Consider the following 19,231-nt stretch of genomic DNA (forward strand, 5'->3'; position numbering starts at 1 on the left):
TGCTGAATTATCCGCGAGGCGGGCGCGTCGGCTGGACTCGTGAGCGTGGTGGTTAAGACTGGTCTTATGCAGGGACGCGAGGATGCGCAACGCGGGTATTTGGATGTGGAGGCGCTGGCCGGGGAGTTGTTGGCCCCGGGCCGATACCGCGTTCCACCCGAGCACGCTGACGTACTGGCGGAGGCGTCTGGCCGGATCGGGAAACCCGCACCGGATCATGGAGGCCATCAGCGAGGTCGTCGCGGAGACCGGAATCCTGAAGGGCAAGCGCCGCAGGGCTGTGGATTCAACAGTCCTGGACGACGCGGTCGCGAGACAGGACACCATCACGCAGCTGATCGCCGGGATCCGCCGCTTCGGCCGTGATGTCCCTGACGGGCAGGAACTGCTGGGCACCCACGCTACGGTGTATGACTACACGCGCACCGGCAAACCGGACATCGAGTGGGACGACCAGGCCGCCAGGGATGGGCTGGTTTCGGCGTTGGTCACCGACGCGCTGGCGCTGCTGGCCGCGGTGGATCCCGAGACCTTGGACGGCAAGGCGGCCGATGCGTACGCGCTGCTCGCACTCGTCGCCGGGCAGGACGTGGAACCGGCCGAGGATTCTGACGGGACCGACGGGCGGTGGCGGATCGCCCGGAAGGTCGCCCCGGACCGGATGATTTCCACCGTGGACCCGGACACCCGGCACGCGCATAAGACCCAGTCCCGCCAGCAGGACGGATTCAAGGCCCATCTTGTCATCGAGCCCGACACTGGGCTGATCACCGCCGCGGAGCTGACCAAGGCCTCCGGACCGGAGAACAGCGACGGAGCCGTCGGTGCCCGGCTGATCGGCATGGATCCCACGATCGCCGGCACAAGTGTCCAGGTCCTGGCAGATTCGGCCTACGGCACAGGTGAAATGCTCGCCGCCCTCGCCCGCACCGCTCACACCCCAGTGATCAAACCATGGCCCCTGCGCCCAGCCGTCGAAGGCGGGTTCACCCTCGATGACTTCACCGTCGATGAAGCAGCCGGCACCGCGACCTGCCCGCACGGCATTACTAAGACCATCACCCCTAAACGCAGTGTCACGTTCGGCGCCGCCTGCACCGGCTGCCCCCTCCGGGACCGTTGCACCGCCTCACCGCGTGGACGCAAGCTCGAACTCCACGAACACGACGCGTTACAGCGCGAACACCGTCAACGCGCCGCGGACCCGGCCTTCCGGGACGACTACCGCACCCACCGGCCCATGGTCGAGCGGTCCATCGCCTGGCTCACCCGCGGCAACCGCCGCGTTCCCCACCGCGGCATCAAACGGAACAACGCCTGGCTGCGCCTGCGGATCGCGGGACTAAACCTGCGCAGGCTCCTCAACCTGGGACTGACCGTGAACGAGGGGTCATGGGCGCTGGGATGAACCACCGCTCGGACCCGGCCAATCCCACCACTGGATGACGCCCCACATCCGGGGGCACAATGAACTAAGCGGGCGGAACGACCCCGTTGTCGCACCCAAGGGTGCTGACCAGAACACGCCGCTTGACGGCCATTGGTGGCGTTCCGCCCGCCCCACAACCACGTTGTTCAGCAGTCTCCTAGCATGACAGCCTCCGGCCGGAGGATCGGCGTAGTGGAGCTGCGCGAGGGCCAGACAGAACTGTTCGTTTCCACGTGGGATGATCCCGACACTTGCCAGGCCTCCATTCCGCTGACCGGCGACGAAGCTGCCACCCTCGGCAACCTGCTGGGCGGCCAGCATCTGGCCATGAAGCTGACGGAGGCTCACCGCGAGGTTCCTGGCATCGTGACGAGGCAGTTCTCCATCGCCCCGGACTCACCGTTTCAAAACCAGCCCATGGGCAAGGCATGCATCCGCACCCGGTGCGGTGTTTCGATCGTGGCGATCATGCGTGAAGGTGAGGTGGTTCCCTCACCAGGGCCCGACGTCGTCCTTCACTCAGGCGATCTTCTGGTCGCTGTCGGTACGCAAGAAGGCCTTGATTCAGCGGCCGATATCCTCCGCAACGGCTGACCGTCATGGACCGCCTGGCCCTGACTCTCATCGAACTGGGTGCGGTCGTGTTCTCCCTCGGCCTGCTGGCGAGGCTGGCCGGCCGGATCGGCATGTCTCCCATCCCGCTTTATCTGGTGGGTGGCCTGTGCTTCGGCGCGGGCGGCCTCGTGGAGCTGAGCGGGATGAAGGAGTTCGCGCACCTCTCCGGTGAAATCGGCGTCATCCTGCTGCTGCTTATGCTCGGTCTGGAATATACGGCCGCCGAACTGGTCACCGGGCTGCGGAGATCCTGGCAGGGCGGCGTCTTGGACCTGGTGCTTAATTTCGCCCCCGGGGCTGCCCTCGCCGCGATGCTCGGGTGGGGTTTGGTCGGTGCCATGGTGATGGGCGGGGTCACTTACATCTCCTCGTCCGGCATAGCGGCCAAGGTCATCACGGACCTTGGCCGTATCGGTAACAGGGAAACGCCCGTGGTGCTCTCGATCCTGGTGTTCGAAGACCTGGCCATGGCCGTGTACCTCCCGATCCTCACTGCCACCCTTGCCGGCGTCAGCTTCCTGGGGGGCCTGCAGACCGTGGGCATTTCGCTGGCCGTGGTAACCGTGGTGCTGGTGGTGGCGCTGCGGCATGGTCATCACGTCTCCAAGGCCGTGCACAGCGAAAACTCCGAGGTCTTCCTGCTCAATCTGCTTGGCGCGGCGCTCCTGGTGGCCGGCGTGGCCGCGGCCCTGCAGGTGTCAGCCGCGGTGGGCGCGTTCATGCTCGGGATTGCCATCTCCGGCGCCACGGCCCACAGCGCCACCAGGATCCTCGAGCCCCTTCGCGACCTGTTCGCCGCCATCTTCTTCGTGGCCTTCGGGCTCAATACGGATCCTATGTCCATCCCGCCAGTCCTCGGATGGGCGCTCGTCCTCGCCGTCGTCACCGCCGCGACGAAGATGCTCACCGGGGTGTGGGCCGCCAAGCGGGCAGGCATTGCACGGCCGGGCCGGTTCCGCGCGGGAGCCGCACTGATTGCCCGCGGCGAGTTCTCGATTGTCATTGCAGGCCTCGCGGTCACGTCAGGCGTGGTCCAGGCCGAGCTGGCCGCCCTCGCCACGGCCTATGTCCTGCTCATGGCGATCTTCGGCCCCTTGGCCGCACGCTACATCGAGCCGCTGGTCAAGAAGTTCTCCCGCCCTGCAAGGACCGAGACGGTCCGCGCCTGACACCGTCGCTCCGGCGTGTCATCGATGCGCGAGATCTCGGCACTTACCCGGATTCAAAGCGCAGAGATCTCACGTCTCGTTCCGCCAGCCGGCCCTGACAAGGGCGTCCAGGACGCGATGAGCACACCCGTCGTAGCCATGGGCCTTCACCTGGCCCGCGGTTACCGTGACGGAGGTCCAGCCGATCGCGTCGATGGACTCGTCGCGCCGGATATCCGATTCACGCTGGCGGAGCTCCAGGTGGTGCCGGCCGTCGTAGTTCACCGCCACCTTGAAGCCGGGAAAGGCAATGTCCGGCCAGGCCAGTTCCCATCCCGTCTCATCCATGACCACATAGCTCAGCACGGGTTCGGGGAGGCCGAGCCTGCCGAAGGCCAGCCGGAGCCTGGTCTCGGGCGCAGAGTCGGCGCCAACCCGTGCCAGCTCCAGCGCTGCCTTCGCCTTTCGGATACCCCGGGCGCCTCTGTTAGTCTCCACCTGGTTCCGCAAATCGGCCAAGGAACACAGGGCCAGCCGGTTGCGGCCGAAGCTCCGCGACTGGCTGCAGATGAAGAAGTCCGCGGCGACCACCAAATCTTCCGGCTCGAGTACCGAGGCCAGGTCGAACCAGGTCCTGGCCGGAGTGGTGAGGGGAACGCCGTCGAGCACGGTCAGGTCAGAGCCCCGCAGGTCGAGGCGGTGGCCGGCTACCCCATTCCGGACGGGTCGCGTCCCGCCGTCCACCCGTGCCAGGTGCACCCGGAACTGATTCTGGACAAACCACGGCAGCGGGCATCGCCAGAGCAGACCGGCTGTTCCTAAGCAGCACACAGTGGAAGGACACATTCCGGCAAGCAGCCGGCAGGTATGCGCCAGGTCCTGTCCCGCGCCCCACGGCACCCGCACCCCGCGGCTTGCCACGCGGAGATCGCTGCGCCATGCGCGATGTGGTGGCACCCCCTCGGCGAGCTGCTCGACTAGGGTGAAGGACCTGCCCGCGAGAACGTTGGGTAACGGTTGCGGCTTCCTCATGGGCCATTGTGGGCACATTCGGGCAGGCCGATTCGGGTTATCCACAGTGGGGAGGGGTAGTGCCGCCGCGGAGCGCTCATCGATGCGTGAGGTCTCGGCGGTTACGTGGAGTCAAAGCGCCGAGATCTCACGCGTCGGCGTGAGCCCGGGCGCCAAACCAGAGCGCTAGATGTCCGTGCGGTGGAAGTTCAGGTGGCTGCGGCTCGCGGTGGGTCCGCGCTGGCCCTGGTAGCGGTTGCCGTACTCGCCGGAGCCGTAGGGGTGCTCGGCAGCAGAGGTCAGGCGGAAGAAGCAGAGCTGGCCGATCTTCATTCCCGGCCAGAGCTTGATGGGCAGCGTGGCCATGTTGGACAGCTCCAGCGTGACGTGGCCGGAGAATCCAGGATCGATAAAGCCGGCGGTGGAGTGCGTCAGCAGGCCCAGCCGGCCAAGGGACGACTTGCCCTCGAGACGCGCGGCGATGTCATCCGGCAGTGTGACGGTTTCGTAGGTGGAGCCCAGCACAAACTCACCGGGGTGCAGGATGAACGGCTCACCCTCCTCCACCTCCACCAGGCGGGTCAGCTCGGGCTGCTCTTCCGCGGGATCGATGTGGGCGTACTTGTGGTTGTCGAACAGCCGGAAAAAGCGGTCAATCCGGACATCCACGGAGGACGGCTGCACCATCCCGGAGTCGTACGGGTCCAGCACGATCCGTTCGGAATCAATTTCGGCACGAATGTCGCGGTCAGAGATCAGCACACCTTCAAAAATAGCATTGCTGGCGCCCGCGCCTCCCATTAGTGTTGCGAGAACAATCCGGCCGACGGTCTCACGTCACACGGCCAAAATAGAGCTGGGGATATTTTGAAGAAGATTGCGGCCCAGGCCGTTGTTGCGATCATGTGCGCCCTCGCACTGTCGGCTCCGGCGGCGAGCGGCGTTCCGGCGCCGGAGCCCGGCCGTCAGGCTGTTGCCCACCAGGTCGTGACGGCGCAACCCACCCCGGGCAGCACCACTGCCACTTCGGCCGACGACGGCGGGCCGGCCTCCGCGGCCCGCTCACCCGGGCAGCCGCCCGCCACAGCCGTGGAAGCGGCGCCAGCGCCGACAGCCCCCTCCACACTGCCTTCATCGACCGCCTCCGTCCCGGCGGCGTCATCACCTGCCGTGGCCTCGCAACGAACGACGGCCACGGCGCAGGTGACCACACAGCAGATGACCACCCACCAAATGACCACCGCGCCGCCGGCCGTCGGACCCGCGGACCCTGCGGCTTCAGGGTCAACCGCCGCCGGTCCGCCTGAACCGGCGTCCATCCCGCCGCTCTCAGCCCCTGCCGGTGCATTCACGTCCGCGCCGCCGCCGACGCTGGGAGGATCGGCCCAGACAAAGTCGGCCGCGTCCGTTGCCCCGCGAACCCTCACCCCCGAGGCCCTGGTGCCCGACAGCAACGCAGCCCAGGTCGCCGCTGTGTTCAACGCGATCAACACCTACCGGGCATCCCTGGGGCTCGCTGCCGTGAAGTACCACGCGACGGTGGCAGGCTTGGCGCAGGAGTGGTCCGACAGCATCGCCTCCCGCGAAGTCATCGAGCACCGGGCGAACTTCTGGACGGACGCACGGGCCCTCAGCCCGAACAACGGCGCGGGCGAGGTCATTGCCGTCCGCTGGGACCGCGATGCCGCGCAGCTCGTCGAGTGGTGGAAAGGCTCCCCGGCCCACAACGCCATCCTGATCGATCCGCGTTTCAACGTGGTGGGCATTGGCATCACATTCACCGACGGAAACTGGCAAACCACCCCGAACCGCTACACCATGTGGGGCGTGGTGAACTTCTTCGGCTATTCAGCCCTCCCCGCCGGGACCACCGCGAGCCCTGGCGGCACCACCGCTCTTCCCGCTGAACCCGCCAGCGTCTGCGATCCCCTGGTCAAACACATGCCGCCCACCCTTGATCTGGCCACGGCATCCATCCGCAGCGCTGGGGACCTCGTCTCAGTGGACGCGACAGGCCAGCTCGTCAACCGTCCCTCGTTGGGGTCGGGGCTGTTTGGCCCGGCGGAACCCATCGGCACGGGTTTCGCGGCGGCCAAGACGGTGTTCGTCACGGACTGGGAGCGCGACGGCGTTTTCGACGTGGTGAGCCAGTGGAACGACGGCCGGCTCACGCTGCACTCAGGTGTGCTCACGGGCGGATTCCTGCCGCCCGTGACGCTGGGCCAGTCCGGCTGGGCGGGCCTCACGCTGGCGGTCGGCGGCTGGTGCTCAACCAACAGGCTGCCCCAGCTCCTGGCCCTCGACGCCGCGGCCAACCTCTGGCTGTATCCCAACCAGGGCAGCGGCGACCTCGTCCAGCGCACCCTGATCGCCTCCGGCGTCTCCGCGACGCGGCTAGCCATGACCGATTACGACGGCGACGGGTTCCAGGATCTGCTGGCCCGCCAAGGTGATGGCACCGTATCCCTCTACCGGGGTTCCGGCCGCCCGTCACCGGTGGCCGAGGCGCGGGGCGTCGTGGCGGGCGGCTGGGGTGACGTGTTGGCCATCCGTGCGCTGCGTGGCGTCACCGGCCCCTATTCAACCGGCCTGGCCATCCAGCGGGCCGGCGACGCCGTACAGTACTGGGATCTCAGCGGCGGGGCGCTTGCGACGCCCTCCGCTGTTCCCGGAAACTGGGCAGGCCACCGGCTGGCGCAGTAGCCCGCTGCGCAGTACCCCAGCGGAACCGGAGCGCCGGCAGCGGGGTCTCACACCGCCGTCGGACGCTCTTCCAGTACTGCCGGGAGCCGTCCAATCTGCGCGACATCTTCCTGCAGTCTCCGTTGGACCGCGGTGCGGGTGAAGGTCCGGAGTCCCTTGAGCGGGGCTTCGAGGGCAAAGCGCACCCGTGTTCCGCTGCCCTCGGTGCTGAGGTAGAAGCCGCCGCGCGACAGGGACGGGCCGGCCACCACCTGGAACTGGATTTCAGCACCCGGCCGGGCCTGCGTGATTTCGAAATCCCCTGCAACCGGGTGCCCGCGCAGGCCCATCAGCGTCACCTGATATCTGGCCCCCGGCGCCCCGGCAGGACCGGAGCTCAGGCTGATGCTGCGAATAGTCGGCTGCCAGCGGGGAAGGTTGAGTCCGTTCAGGAGAAAGGAGTAGACGGTCATGGCATCGCGCTGAACGAAAACCTCGTGTTCCGCAAATGCCATGGGATCCTTTCGACGTCGGGCCTGTCCGTGTAGCCCGTTCCCCCGTTCTGCAGCTAACGGACATCAGGATAGCCACCGGCGCCCGGGGCCCAGCGACAGAGGACCGGGCCTTTACCGAAGAGTTACGGGGAGACGGGACGGAACTGCGTCGGCGGCGCACCGGCGAGGACACGGAGAGCCTGTGAGCAGAGCGGCACCGCAACTGCGCTAAGCTAGGTTCTGCGCCGGCGGAATCCGGTGCGCTGCGGCTGTAGCTCAATGGTAGAGCGCTAGCTTCCCAAGCTCGATACGCGGGTTCGATTCCCGTCAGCCGCTCCATTTTTCCCCAGTCCCCGCCGGCACGTTTCACGGCCGCCCGGGCCGTTCCCTTCCAAGGGCGCGTTTGGCAGTTACCTGTATGGTCAGAAGTCAGGAACTTCTTCGGTTCCGCTACAGGAGCAATCATGGCTGACAAATCCCCCCGTCAAGCAGCATCCAAAAAATCCGGCAAATCCATCAAGGAAAAGCGCGCCGACAAGAGAGCCACCTCAGCGCCGGCCAGCTCGCTGGACAAGACTTCAGCCAAACCGATGCCGGCAAAGAAGAAGTGACGGGTTCGCCGAACCATCTCACCCTGGGCGTGGTTGCCTCGTCGCGCAAACCCGACGAGCGCCGCCTGCCCCTGCACCCGCTCCACCTCGAGCGGATTGCGCCGGAGCTGCGCCAGCGGTTGATCCTGGAGCGTGGCTACGGGGAACGCTTTGGCTTGTCCGATGCCCAGCTCGGCCCGCTGGTGGGGCGCCTGGCCAGCCGGGAAGAGCTTGTGGCGAAAGCCGACGTCGTGCTGCTGCCAAAACCGCAGCCCCAGGACCTCGCCGAACTCCGCGACGGCCAAACCCTCTGGGGCTGGCCGCACTGCGTCCAGGACCGGGCCATCACACAGCTGGCCATCGACAAGAAGCTCACCCTCATCGCCTTCGAGGCCATGAACCACTGGGCCAGCGACGGCGGCTTCGGCCTCCACGTTTTCCACAAGAACAACGAGCTGGCCGGCTACTGCTCGGTGATCCACGCCCTGGCGCTTACCGGGTCGACGGGAGACTATGGACGGCGGCTCAGCGCCGTCGTCATCGGTTTCGGCGCCACCGCGCGCGGGGCGGTAACTGCCCTGAACGCGCATGGCATCCACCACGTCCAGGTGCTCACCAACCGCGGCGTCGCTGCTGTGGGCTCCCCCATCCATTCGGTGCGGATCACGCAGTTCGACCACGACGACAAGGCACCGTTCCTCAGCCAGGTCATCACCGAGCGTGGCCGCGTCCCCCTGGCGCCGTTCCTGGCCGAGAGCGACATCGTGGTCAACTGCACGCTGCAGGACCCGAACAATCCGCTCACCTATCTGCAAGCGGACGACCTCGGGGCGTTCCGTCCCGGCAGCCTGATCGTGGATGTTTCCTGCGACGAGGGCATGGGTTTCAGCTGGGCCAAGACCACCAGCTTTGCCGAACCGATGTTCACCGTGGGCGACCACATCGATTACTACGCGGTGGACCACAGCCCGTCCTACCTGTGGAACTCCTCAAGCTGGGAAATCAGCGAGGCACTCCTGCCGTTCCTGGAAACCGTGATGTCCGGGCCGGCTGCCTGGCAGGAGAACGAAACCATAAGCCGCGCCATCGAAATCCGCGACGGCGAGGTCATCAACAAGGACGTGCTGGAGTTCCAGCGGCGCGCGGCGGACTACCCGCACGCGCCGATTCCGGAAAGCTAGCGCTGCCGGTCAACCGGGGCTGCTGGAAGGCCGGCACTGCCGGCCAATTGGGGCTGCCGGAAGGCCGGCCGCTAGGCGGCGGCCCGCTGCACCACCCGCAGCAGGCGCCGCCGGTCCCGGAAGTCGACCTTGAGCTTCAGCTCGCCACGGCGGGCAAGCACGACGGCGACCGTCGCCGCTGCGAGCACCGGCACCCCTCCTGCCACCAGCAGGGCGGCGTGCGGACCAAAGTGTTCGGCGATGCTTCCGATCATGGGTCCACCGATGGCCTGTCCGCCGATCAGAACCATGATGTACAGGCTCATTACCCTGCCACGGATCGCCATGTTGGAGCTGGTCTGGACCAGCTGGTTGGACGCCGTGAGGAACATCAGACACCAGAAGCCGGACAGCACCATGGCCGCGCCGAACCATGCCAGCGACGGCGTGAAGGCTGACAGGCACAGCATGAGGCCGTACATTCCGGCGCCCAGGACCACTGACCGCAGCCGGAGCTGGCGCCGTCTGGTGGAGGCGATTGCCCCTGCCAGCGCACCCAAAGCGACCAGGGCGTTGAGCATGCCGTAGCCGCCGGCACCGATGCCATAGACATGGTCCGCGAACGCGGCCAGCAGCACGGGCAGGCTCATGGCGAACACGGCAATGAATCCTGCCATCAGCCACGGCCAGTAGATGGTGGGTTTGCTGAGCGCATACCGCAGCCCTTCGCGGAGCATGCCCTTGCGCTTCGGCGCGGGGGCGCTGATGAACAGCTCGTCCTTGCGCAGGAGCAGCAGCATGGCCACCGTGGAACAGCACGCAACGGCGTTGGCGGCGAAGGCCCACCCGGCGCCGACCGCGGTGAGGAGCACGCCCGCGACTGCGGGCCCTATCAGTCCACCCAGCTGGAACGTTGTGGAGTTCACGCTGATGGCATTCCGCAGGTACCGGGGGCCCACGAGTTCATGGACGAACACCTGCCGGGCCGGCTGGTCCAGCACTGTGACCAGGCCCAGCACGAACGCTATGACATACACATGCCACACCTCGATGGCTCCGCTGAGAGCCAGCCCGGCGAGAGCGGCCGCCAAGACCGCCGCCATTGACTGGCAGCTGATCAGGATCCTGCGTTTGGCGAACCGGTCCGCAATCATGCCGCCCCAGGGTCCCAGCACCAGGGACGGCGTGAACTGCAGCGCCACGGTGAAGCCGACGGCGGTGACGGAACCGGAGAGCTGAAGCACCAGCCAGTCTTGGGCGATCCGCTGCATCCACAGGGCAATGACTGCCACGAAGTGTCCGATCGCGAAGATCCGGAAGTTGGGAACGCGGAGGGAGATGAACGTGTGACGCCAGGGGAGGCGCTCACTGACGACGGCGACGGGTTGGGTGACGGTGGCCGTTGACGGCGGTGGGGGTGTCACAGGAAGTCCTCAGGAGAGCGGGCTGACGGGGGCTCCTCTAACGCTAGGGTTGGAGCTGATGATTATGGAAGTCTATTGGGCTTATAACTAGCATTGCGGAACGCAATGCATGCCCCGACAGACCGCCACCCAGCCCGCCCGCCGGCGGTGCGCGCCAGCCACCAGGAGTCCGCATGTTCGAACCGGCCCAGCTGCGATCCTTCCTCGCCGTTGCCGAAACGCTGAGTTTCACCAAGGCCGCCGACAGGTTGGGGTTGGCCCAGCCGACCGTCAGCCAACACGTGCGCAAGCTCGAGACGGCCGCGAAGCGGGTGCTGATCACCCGGGACACCCGCGACGTTCGGCTGACGGACAACGGTGATGCCATGGCCGGGTTCGCCCGCAGCATCCTCGCGGCCCATGATGCCGCCGCCCGCTACTTCTCCGGCTCAGCGATGCGGGGGCGGCTCCGGTTCGGCACCGCCGACGACCTCGCCATCACCGGACTGCCGCGCATCCTCAGGGAGTTCCGGCAAATCTATCCACAGATCAACCTTGAGCTGACCGTCGGCCAGAGCGACCAACTCTATAAGCGGCTCAACTCGGGGCAGCTGGACCTTGTTTTCGTGAAGTGGGTGGCGGGCGCGAAGGACGGCACCGTGGTCCAGCACGACTCCTTTTCCTGGGTGGGCCTGGAACAGACCACGCTGGAGCCAGGAGACACGGTGCCGCTGATCGCCTATCCGTCGCCGAGCCTGAGCCGCAAACTCGCCATCGACGCCCTTGAGTCCGCGGGCCGGACCTGGCGCATCACCTGCACCACCAGGCAGATCAGCGGCGTGCTGGCGGCCGTGCGCGCGGGAATCGGCGTGGCGGTCATGCCCTCCTCGCTGGTGCCGGAGGACCTGAAAATCATCACGCGCCGCTTCGAGCTGCCGCCGGTGGGCGACGTCGATTTCACCCTGATCCGCAACCCGCTGGCCAACGCCGAAGTCATTGACGCGCTGACCCAGGCAATCATGGGACGGACTCTGAAGAAGCAGGTTTGAGCCCGGGGCGCCCTGGATACGGAAGCAAAACGATTGATAATCGTTATACTGCGGGCTTATGCTGTGACTGTTGCCGGTCATGCAGCGGCCGACGACACCGATTCGATGACGAACTAATCCTGCAACGAGGCAGGCATTGTTCGGGATAGGCACGCCGTGACCACAACCGCTAACCGCCACTTCCCCCGCCACTCTACGACAGTAGACACCGAATACGTTGGCAAGCCCAACTGCGACAAATGCGGAACAGACGAGTTCATCTACCTTGAATCTTTCGTTCCGCCAACGTACCGCCAAGACGGTACCGTCAGGACGCTGGGCGAAGTCGCCTACACCTGCACACGATGCGAAGAATTTTCCGCCCACAGTGTTCCATCGTCCTGGGCGCCGCCCGGCTGGTATCTGGGCTGAGCGCACTGGACTCGGCGCATTAGACCGACGCGCACTGGACTCGGCGCGTTGGGCTGGCGCGCGCGGGCCTTCAAAGCGCTGGGGGTCAAGGCTCAGCGTCACCGCAAACACCCTGGAATGTGAAACGGGCGGGCACCTGATGGTGCCCGCCCGTTTTTGTTCTGCCTGTGCGTGTGCCGGCCCGTTCCCGAACCGGCGCGCGCCAACCTGGTTTGTTAGATCAGCGCATCGGACAGGTGGTTAGGCGTCCCGAACCGGTGTGCCGTGATGCTGACGGCCTGCTCATGCAGAAACGGCAGCATTTCGACGCGGCCCGCTTCGGTCACGTCGTGCGCGTAGATTGCCACGTCCGGTCGGCCACCCGTTGCCTCTGCCAGCGCGGCCGCCGAGCCGCCGATCAGGCGGATGCGTGCGCCCGACAGTTTGCCGGCGCCAGCGAGCCGGCCCGCGGAGGCCAGCCACGCGGCGTCGTCCTCCACCGTGACGGGGATGTCCAGTCCGGTCAGCACGGAACGCACCTGTGCCGGAAGTTCGACGCCGGTAGAGACCGTCAGCTTCGACCCGGCAAGCACGCCGGCGGCTACTGTGCGGAGCAGCGCGTGGACGGTTTCGCCGTCGGACAGGCGGACGCTGACCGGCAGCGCACGGTACCGGAAGATGTTGCGCTCGGCGCTCAGTCCGGAGACATCCTTGGCGGTGCCGAATTCGTCTGCCCAGGCCAAGGCGTCGGAGCCCAGTGCCCGCTGCAGCGACTCCAGCTCTGCAGCGTCGAGCTCGGCCTTGGACGCGTTGACGAGCCGGCGCACACCCGGGTGGGTGATGCGTGCGGCTGAACCGTGCGAGCTTTCCTTGCTGGTCCAGTCGCCCAGGCCTGCAAGGTAGTTGGGTCCGCCGGCCTTGGTGCCGGCCCCGACGGCGGATTTCTTCCAGCCGCCGAACGGCTGGCGCTGGACGATCGCGCCGGTGATGCCGCGGTTGACGTACAGGTTGCCGGCCTGGATGGTGTCCAGCCACAGGCCCAGTTCGTCCGTGCTGAGGGAGTGCAGGCCTGCCGTGAGGCCGTATTCGATCTGGTTCTGGATGGCGATGGCCTCTTCCAGGGTCTCCGCGGTCATCACGCCGAGGACCGGGCCGAAGAACTCGGTCAGGTGGAAGTAGGATCCGCGCCGCACGCCGTAGCGGACACCGGGGCTCCACAGCCGGCCCGTGCCGTCCAGCTTCCGCGGCTCAACGGCCCAGTTTTCGTCTTCACCCAGCGTGGTGAGGGCGTTGAGCAGCTTGCCGCCGGCGGGCTCGATGATCGGACCCATCTGGCTCGTCGGGTCCTCCGGGTAGCCCACCTTGAGGGAGGTCACGGCATCGATCAGCTGGTTGTGGAAGCGCTTGGACTTGGCCACGGAGCCCACGAGGATCACCAGGGACGCAGCCGAGCACTTCTGCCCGGCGTGCCCGAACGCGGAGTACGCCACGTCCTTGGCGGCAAGGTCCAGGTCGGCGCTGGGGGTCACGATGATGGCGTTCTTGCCGCTGGTCTCGGCAAGCAGCGGCAGGTCCGTCCGGAAGGACCGGAACAGCTCGGCCGTCTCGTAGCCGCCGGTGAGGATCACGCGGTCAACCGCGGGGTGCGAAATCAGCTGCTGGCCGAGCTCACGCTCGCCGAGCTGCACCATGGTCAGCACGTCGCGGGGAACGCCGGCTTCCCAGAGGGCCTCGATCATCACGGCGCCGCTGCGGCGCGCCTGCTTGGCGGGCTTGATGACGACGGCGGAGCCGGCGGCGAGTGCCGCGAGGGTGGAACCGGCGGGGATGGCCACCGGGAAGTTCCACGGCGGTGTCACTACGGTGAGTTTCGCCGGAACGAACGTGGCGCCGTCGACGTCGTCAAGCTTGCGTGCCGACTCGGCGTAGTAGTGGGCGAAGTCGACGGCCTCGCTGACCTCGGGGTCGCCCTGGTCGATGGTCTTTCCGGTCTCGCTTGCCATGACCTCGAGCAGGTCCGCGCGGCGGGCCTCAAGGGTTTCGCCGGCGCGGTGCAGGATCTCGGCGCGTTCGTTGCCGGACAGCGCTCCCCAGGCGTTGCCCTTTTCGACCGCGGTTTCGATCACCCTGTTGAGGGTGCCCGCGTCCGTGATGGTCGCGGCCTCCACGGAAGCGTTGCCGAGGGTCGAGGACGGAACACGGCCCAGGATGGCGCGGCCCCAGTCGCGGTTGGCTGGCAGGGACGGGTCGGTGTCCGGGGTGTTCTCGAAGTGGTCGTGCGCCCTGGCTTCGGCGGGAAGGCTGCGGTTCTGCACGCGGTTCGGCGGCGGCACTTCGCCGTCGAGACTTTCCAGGGACCGCATGAAGCGCTGCTTCTCGCGCTCGAAAAGGGATTCGTTGTCGCTGAGTTCGAAGACGGCGGACATGAAGTTGTCCTGACTGGCACCCTCTTCGAGGCGGCGGATCAGGTAGGCGATCGCGACGTCGAACTCGGCAGGGTGCACCACCGGGGTGTAGAGCAGCAGCGAGCCGACGTCCTTCTTCACGGCCTCGGCCTGGCCCTGGGCCATGCCCAGGAGCATCTCGAACTCGATGCCGGATTCCACGCCGCGCTTCTTCGCCAGCAGCCACGCGAAGGCGATGTCAAAGAGGTTATGGCCGGCCACGCCGATCCGGATGTTGCTGATGCGGTCCGGGTGCAGGGCGTAGTTGATGACGCGCTTGTAGTTGGTGTCGGAGTCCTGCTTGGTGCCCCAGGTTGCCAGCGGCCAGTCGTGGAGGGAGGACTCCACCTGTTCCATGGGCAGGTTGGCGCCCTTGACGACGCGGACCTTGATGCCTGCACCGCCGTCGGCGCGGCGTGCGGCGGCCCAGTCCTGCAATCGGATCATGGCGGCGAGCGCGTCCGGGAGGTAGGCCTGAAGCACGATGCCGGCTTCGAGGTTCTTGAATTCGGGCTTGTCCAGGATCCGGGTGAAGACCGCGATGGTCATGTCCAGGTCCTTATACTCCTCCATGTCCAGGTTGATGAACTTGGCCTTCTGTCCGCCGCTGGCGAAGGACGCGGCTTTGGCGAACAGCGGGGTTAGCTTTTCGACGACGTGTTCCACGGCTTCGTCGAAGGCCCAGGCGGAGTGCGGGGCCACGGTGGAGGACACCTTGATGGAGACGTAGTCCACGTCAGGCCGGGCCAACAGCGTGTGGGTGCCCTCAAGCCGGCGGGCGGCTTCGTGCTCGCCCAGGACGGCCTCGCCGAGCAGGTTCACGTTGAGTTTGATGCCGTCCTTGCGGATCTTGGCGATGGCCGGGCCGAGCTTTGCATCGGTGGCGTCGACGATGAGGTGGCCTACCATTTCACGCAGCACGCGGCGGGCAATGGGAATGACCACCTGAGGCAGGACGGGGGCCATGGTGCCGCCGAGGCGGACAGCGCTGCGCATGTGCCAGGGCAGGAAGGCGGGAACCTTTGGCGCCAGAGCGGCCAGGTTCCGGGCGGCGACGTGCAGGTCTTCGGGACGGACCACGCCGTCCACGAAACCGACGGTGAAGTCAAGGCCGTTCGGGTCCTTCAGGACGCCGGCGAGCTGTTCCGCGGAAGCGTCCACGGGTACCTTGGCGGCTTCGGTCAGCCAGTGGCGGACCAGGACAATGGTTTCCTCGGCCAGGGCTGCGGCCTCGGCGACGCCGGAGCCGGACGGGGCGGTGGCGACGGCGCCGGTTTCAGCGGCGTCCTTGCCTGCATTCACTCGGTGATCCGTTGCGGTGTTGGTCATGGCTGTCTCGCTCTTTCAGTGGGTGGGGACCGTCTCACTCATCAGTATGAGCCTGCATTCACATAAGATAAAGCGATCTTTTCTGAGCAATACAAGTTAGAAAAACCGAAGGCTCACGGACCCGTCCGAACGTTCGGAAATGCGGCGGATTGGCCCACGTTTTTGGACAATATTCGGCAACCTCCCCCCGGACGCTCGCTCACTTCCTGTCGCCTTCCCCCGGACGCTCTCTCACTTCCTGCAGAGAAACAACGAACCCTCTCGCACCGGGTGAGAGAGGGTTCGTCAATATTGCGCAATATGTGAGAGAGCGTCCTGTGATTTGCGACAGGAAGTGAGAGAGCGTTCGCGTTGCTAGTTCACCGGGGTGTGCATCTCCACGGCCTCGTTGTGACGCGGGCTGTTCGGGTTCATTAGGGAGTGCTTCCGTCCGTAGCCGAAGTAGATGGTCAGGCCGATGATGAGCCAGATGACGAACCGCACCCAGGTGGCGAAGGGAAGTTGCGTCATGAGGAAGCCGGAGGACAGGATGCCGAAGGCTGGCACCAAGGGCATCAGCGGGAGCCGAAAGGTACGCGGGGCGTCGGGCCTCTTGTAGCGGAAGATGATGACCGAGAGACAGACGACGACGAAGGCGGCCAGAATGCCGATGTTGGTCAGATCCGCGACCTCCTTGATGGGGAAAACGCCCGCCAGGAACGCTGATGTGATGCCGGCGATCCAGGTGACGCGCTGCGGAGTGCCGTGCCGGTCCGTCTTGGCGAACCAGCCCGGGAGCAGTCCGTCGCGGCTCATGGAGAACCAGACGCGGGTGACACCCAGGAGGAAGGTCAGCATCACCGTGAGGATGGAAAGGACGGCGAAAACGGAAATGATGGTGGCGATCACCGGCAGCCCCACCGAGGAGAAGGCGGATGCGAACCCAGCCTTGGGGTCGATGTCCTGGTAATTCTGCATCCCGGTCAGTACCAAAGTGGCGGCAACATAAAGGAGCATGGCCACGATGAGGGAGAGGATGATGGCCTTGGGCATGTGCTTCTTGCCGTCGGTAGCCTCCTCCGCCGCGGTACTCATGGCGTCGTAGCCGAACACGGCGAAGAACACGGTGGCCGAACCTGCCACCACTGGGCCGAAGCCACTCGGCATGAACGGATTGTAGTTGTTGGTGTCGACGTAGAAGATGCCCAATCCGATGATGAATATGATCAGGACCACCTTGATGGCCACGGCCACGAGTTCAAACCGGCCGAACGCCTTGGTGCCACGGGACAGGATCCAGGTCACGATGAGGCAGACCACGATCGCGGGAATGTTGACGATGCCGCCCTTGCCCTCGTCCGCTGTCGACGTCATCCAGACGGGCATATGGATCCCGATACCGGACAGGAAGGCATCGAAGTAGCCGGAGATGCCGATGGCCACCACCGCCACGATGGCAATGTACTCCAGCAGGAGGTCCCAGCCGATGAACCAGCCGATCACCTCCCCAAGGGCCACGTATCCGTATGTGTAGGCGGAGCCGGCGCGCGGGATCATGCCGGCAAATTCGGCATAGGAAAGCGCCGCGGCCGCTGATGCCAGGCCCGCGATCAGGAAGGAAAACAGGACGGCCGGGCCGACGCCGGGGGTGTCCTCGCTGCCATGGGCCACGAGGCCGGCCAGCGAAAAGATGCCAACGCCGATAATGCCGCCGACGCCGATGGCCGTAAGCTGCCACAGCCCAAGGGACTTGAACAGGCCGCTGTGCTTGTTCTCTACTTCGATGTCATCGATGGGCTTGCGCCGCATCACAGACTGGGTGGGATCTTTAATGGTCATCAAGGACTCCTGCGTAGGTGCGGCCCCATCATCCGCCCTGTGATGGGGGTAACTCTGATCAGTATGCAAGCAACGTTGCATTAGATAAAGTGAATACTTCTAAACAGTATTCATTAGTCCATCCACTCATTTACTCAACCCAAAGGAACAGTCAGTGCTCGACGTCCGCCGCCTGAGACTGCTCCGCGAGCTGAAGATCCGGGGCACCCTCGCCGAGGTGGCCGCCGCCCTGCAGTACAGTCCGTCCTCAGTGTCCCAGCAACTGGCCCTGCTTGAGAAGGAAGTAGGGGTGGAATTGCTCAGGAAAACTGGCCGGAGAGTCCAGCTCACCCCCCAAGCGGAAGTCCTGGTGGCCCACACGGCACAGCTCCTCGAGACGCTGGAGCAGGCCGAGGCCGACCTCGCCGCGTCGCTCACCACCGTCTCCGGCACTGTCCGGATCGCCGTCTTCCAGTCGGCGGCGCTGGCGCTCATGCCGGACACCTTGACCCGCATGACCGCCAGCTACCCGGAGGTGCGGATCGAAATGACGCAGCGGGAGCCGGAAACGGCCCTGCATGAAACGTGGGCCCGGGACTTCGACCTCGTCATTGCCGAGCAATACCCCGGGCACGCCGCACCCCGGTATCCGGAACTGGACCGGGTACGGCTGACCAGTGATGCCATCAGGCTTGCCGTGCCGCCCCCGGCCGCGGACAGGAAGGTCATCACGTCGCTCGCGGACACGGAGGAGCTGCCGTGGGTCATGGAGCCGCGCGGCGCCGCCTCGCGTCACTGGGCCGAGCAGGCCTGCAGAAGCGCGGGCTTCGAACCCGACGTGCGCTTTGAAACCGCAGACCTCCAGGCCCAGATCCGGTTGATTGAATCGGGCAACGCCGTCGCCCTCATGCCGGATTTGGTCTGGACCGGCCGCGGCACCACAGCCCAGCTGATGGAACTGCCCGGGAAACCGCGCAGGACGGTCTTCACATCAGTGCGCCGCTCAAGCGCCCAGCGCCCGGCCATTCTCGCCGCCCGCGAGATCCTGGCGGCCACCGCTGCCTCAATCGCGGCAGCCAAAGATCATGAAATGGAAGCATCGCCATAGTGTCTCCTGCGTCACAGCGATACGGCTTGCCCGGCGTTAGACTGTTGAAGTTATGAATCGCACAATGTTTAAGTCCAAGATCCACCGCGCCACTGTCACGCACGCGGACCTGCACTACGTGGGCTCCGTCACCGTAGACCTGGACCTGCTGGACGCTGCCGACATCCTGCCCGGCGAGCTCGTGGCCATTGTGGACGTCACCAACGGCGCCCGCCTTGAGACCTACACCATCGCCGGCGAGCGCGGTTCCGGCGTCATCGGGATCAACGGCGCGGCCGCGCACCTGATGCACGAAAACGACCTCGTCATTCTGATCACCTACGCGCAGATGACCACGGAAGAGGCCAGGGCCTACACTCCCAAGGTGGTCCACGTGGACAAGGACAACAAGATTGTCCAGATCGGCAACGATCCTGCGGAGGGCCACACCGCCGGGCTCATGCGCCCGCCGTTTGCGTTGAACAACGCCACGTGCAGCTGACTGCGCCCCGCATCTGACCCGGGGCAACTCTCACTGCCCGAATAGCGAGATCCCTGCCACAAGCCCGTCCTTCGCCGAATAAATCTGATTAGGCTGGGATG

At 65.9% G+C, this 19,231-nt stretch carries 16 protein-coding genes and 1 tRNA gene; 10 read left to right on the plus strand and 7 right to left on the minus strand.

Features of this window, described 5'->3' with window-relative positions:
* The first annotated feature begins 217 nt into the window (after window positions 1–217).
* The 3 genes from AC1DDG_RS19640 (at window position 218) to AC1DDG_RS19650 (ending at window position 3,213) form a co-directional block, all read left to right on the plus strand.
* Window positions 218–1,408 (plus strand): transposase, encoded by a 1,191-nt coding sequence (locus tag AC1DDG_RS19640; protein ID WP_476877380.1) that lies wholly within the window; start codon window positions 218–220, stop codon window positions 1,406–1,408.
* Window positions 1,409–1,591: 183 nt separating this feature from the next.
* A complete protein-coding gene (locus tag AC1DDG_RS19645; protein ID WP_476877381.1) occupies window positions 1,592–2,023 on the plus strand; it encodes a cation:proton antiporter regulatory subunit in 432 nt (143 codons plus the stop codon).
* A gap of 5 nt (window positions 2,024–2,028) precedes the next feature.
* The gene (locus AC1DDG_RS19650; protein ID WP_476877382.1) at window positions 2,029–3,213 is read left to right on the plus strand and encodes a cation:proton antiporter; all 1,185 of its coding nucleotides are present in this window, start codon (window positions 2,029–2,031) and stop codon (window positions 3,211–3,213) included.
* 69 nt (window positions 3,214–3,282) lie between these two features.
* Here AC1DDG_RS19650 and AC1DDG_RS19655 read toward each other — a convergent pair whose 3' ends face one another.
* From AC1DDG_RS19655 to AC1DDG_RS19665, 3 genes are all read right to left on the minus strand, one after another.
* Window positions 3,283–3,951, minus strand: coding sequence for a hypothetical protein (locus AC1DDG_RS19655; protein WP_476877383.1), 669 nt, complete (start codon window positions 3,949–3,951; stop codon window positions 3,283–3,285).
* A 438-nt stretch (window positions 3,952–4,389) separates the two neighbouring features.
* Window positions 4,390–4,965, minus strand: a complete 576-nt coding sequence (dcd, locus tag AC1DDG_RS19660) for a dCTP deaminase (RefSeq protein ID WP_230121426.1) — start codon at window positions 4,963–4,965, stop codon at window positions 4,390–4,392.
* A 203-nt stretch (window positions 4,966–5,168) separates the two neighbouring features.
* Window positions 5,169–5,630, minus strand: a complete 462-nt coding sequence (locus tag AC1DDG_RS19665) for a hypothetical protein (protein WP_476877384.1) — start codon at window positions 5,628–5,630, stop codon at window positions 5,169–5,171.
* 13 nt (window positions 5,631–5,643) lie between these two features.
* Between AC1DDG_RS19665 and AC1DDG_RS19670 the strand changes: the two genes are divergently transcribed.
* Window positions 5,644–6,906, plus strand: coding sequence for a CAP domain-containing protein (locus tag AC1DDG_RS19670; RefSeq protein ID WP_476877385.1), 1,263 nt, complete (start codon window positions 5,644–5,646; stop codon window positions 6,904–6,906).
* A 47-nt stretch (window positions 6,907–6,953) separates the two neighbouring features.
* Here AC1DDG_RS19670 and AC1DDG_RS19675 read toward each other — a convergent pair whose 3' ends face one another.
* Window positions 6,954–7,400 carry an SRPBCC family protein gene (locus tag AC1DDG_RS19675; RefSeq protein WP_476877386.1) on the minus strand — a complete coding sequence of 149 codons (447 nt, stop codon included), beginning with the start codon at window positions 7,398–7,400 and terminating at the stop codon, window positions 6,954–6,956.
* Window positions 7,401–7,644: 244 nt separating this feature from the next.
* Between AC1DDG_RS19675 and AC1DDG_RS19680 the strand changes: the two genes are divergently transcribed.
* The 3 genes from AC1DDG_RS19680 to AC1DDG_RS19690 all read left to right on the plus strand — a co-directional run bounded on the left by AC1DDG_RS19680 (window position 7,645) and on the right by AC1DDG_RS19690 (window position 9,150).
* Window positions 7,645–7,718: transfer RNA gene (locus AC1DDG_RS19680), tRNA-Gly, on the plus strand.
* A gap of 125 nt (window positions 7,719–7,843) precedes the next feature.
* Complete coding sequence (locus tag AC1DDG_RS19685) at window positions 7,844–7,990, plus strand: hypothetical protein (RefSeq protein WP_230121423.1); 147 nt, start codon at window positions 7,844–7,846, stop codon at window positions 7,988–7,990.
* Window positions 7,987–9,150: a N(5)-(carboxyethyl)ornithine synthase gene (locus AC1DDG_RS19690; protein ID WP_476877387.1), complete on the plus strand. Its 1,164-nt coding sequence runs from the start codon at window positions 7,987–7,989 to the stop codon at window positions 9,148–9,150. The genes AC1DDG_RS19685 and AC1DDG_RS19690 overlap by 4 nt, the downstream gene beginning before the upstream one ends.
* A 71-nt stretch (window positions 9,151–9,221) precedes the next feature.
* Here AC1DDG_RS19690 and AC1DDG_RS19695 read toward each other — a convergent pair whose 3' ends face one another.
* The gene (locus AC1DDG_RS19695; RefSeq protein ID WP_476877388.1) at window positions 9,222–10,553 is read right to left on the minus strand and encodes an MFS transporter; all 1,332 of its coding nucleotides are present in this window, start codon (window positions 10,551–10,553) and stop codon (window positions 9,222–9,224) included.
* 173 nt (window positions 10,554–10,726) lie between these two features.
* Between AC1DDG_RS19695 and AC1DDG_RS19700 the strand changes: the two genes are divergently transcribed.
* On the plus strand, window positions 10,727–11,581 hold the full coding sequence (locus AC1DDG_RS19700) for a LysR family transcriptional regulator (protein ID WP_476877389.1): 855 nt from the start codon (window positions 10,727–10,729) through the stop codon (window positions 11,579–11,581).
* Between the two features lie 626 nt (window positions 11,582–12,207).
* Here AC1DDG_RS19700 and AC1DDG_RS19705 read toward each other — a convergent pair.
* Both AC1DDG_RS19705 and AC1DDG_RS19710 read right to left on the minus strand, forming a co-directional pair.
* The gene (locus AC1DDG_RS19705) at window positions 12,208–15,744 is read right to left on the minus strand and encodes a bifunctional proline dehydrogenase/L-glutamate gamma-semialdehyde dehydrogenase (RefSeq protein ID WP_476877390.1); all 3,537 of its coding nucleotides are present in this window, start codon (window positions 15,742–15,744) and stop codon (window positions 12,208–12,210) included.
* Between the two features lie 354 nt (window positions 15,745–16,098).
* Window positions 16,099–17,562: an amino acid permease gene (locus tag AC1DDG_RS19710; protein ID WP_476877391.1), complete on the minus strand. Its 1,464-nt coding sequence runs from the start codon at window positions 17,560–17,562 to the stop codon at window positions 16,099–16,101.
* 154 nt (window positions 17,563–17,716) lie between these two features.
* Here AC1DDG_RS19710 and AC1DDG_RS19715 point away from each other — a divergent pair, with 154 nt between their 5' ends.
* Together AC1DDG_RS19715 and panD are read left to right on the plus strand one after the other, a co-directional pair.
* A complete protein-coding gene (locus AC1DDG_RS19715) occupies window positions 17,717–18,649 on the plus strand; it encodes a LysR family transcriptional regulator (RefSeq protein WP_476877392.1) in 933 nt (310 codons plus the stop codon).
* Between the two features lie 52 nt (window positions 18,650–18,701).
* Window positions 18,702–19,130 (plus strand): aspartate 1-decarboxylase, encoded by a 429-nt coding sequence (gene panD, locus AC1DDG_RS19720; RefSeq protein WP_476877393.1) that lies wholly within the window; start codon window positions 18,702–18,704, stop codon window positions 19,128–19,130.
* The last annotated feature ends 101 nt before the right edge of the window (window positions 19,131–19,231 follow it).

The sequence above is a fragment of the Arthrobacter sp. 10L430 genome, assembly GCF_056395245.1.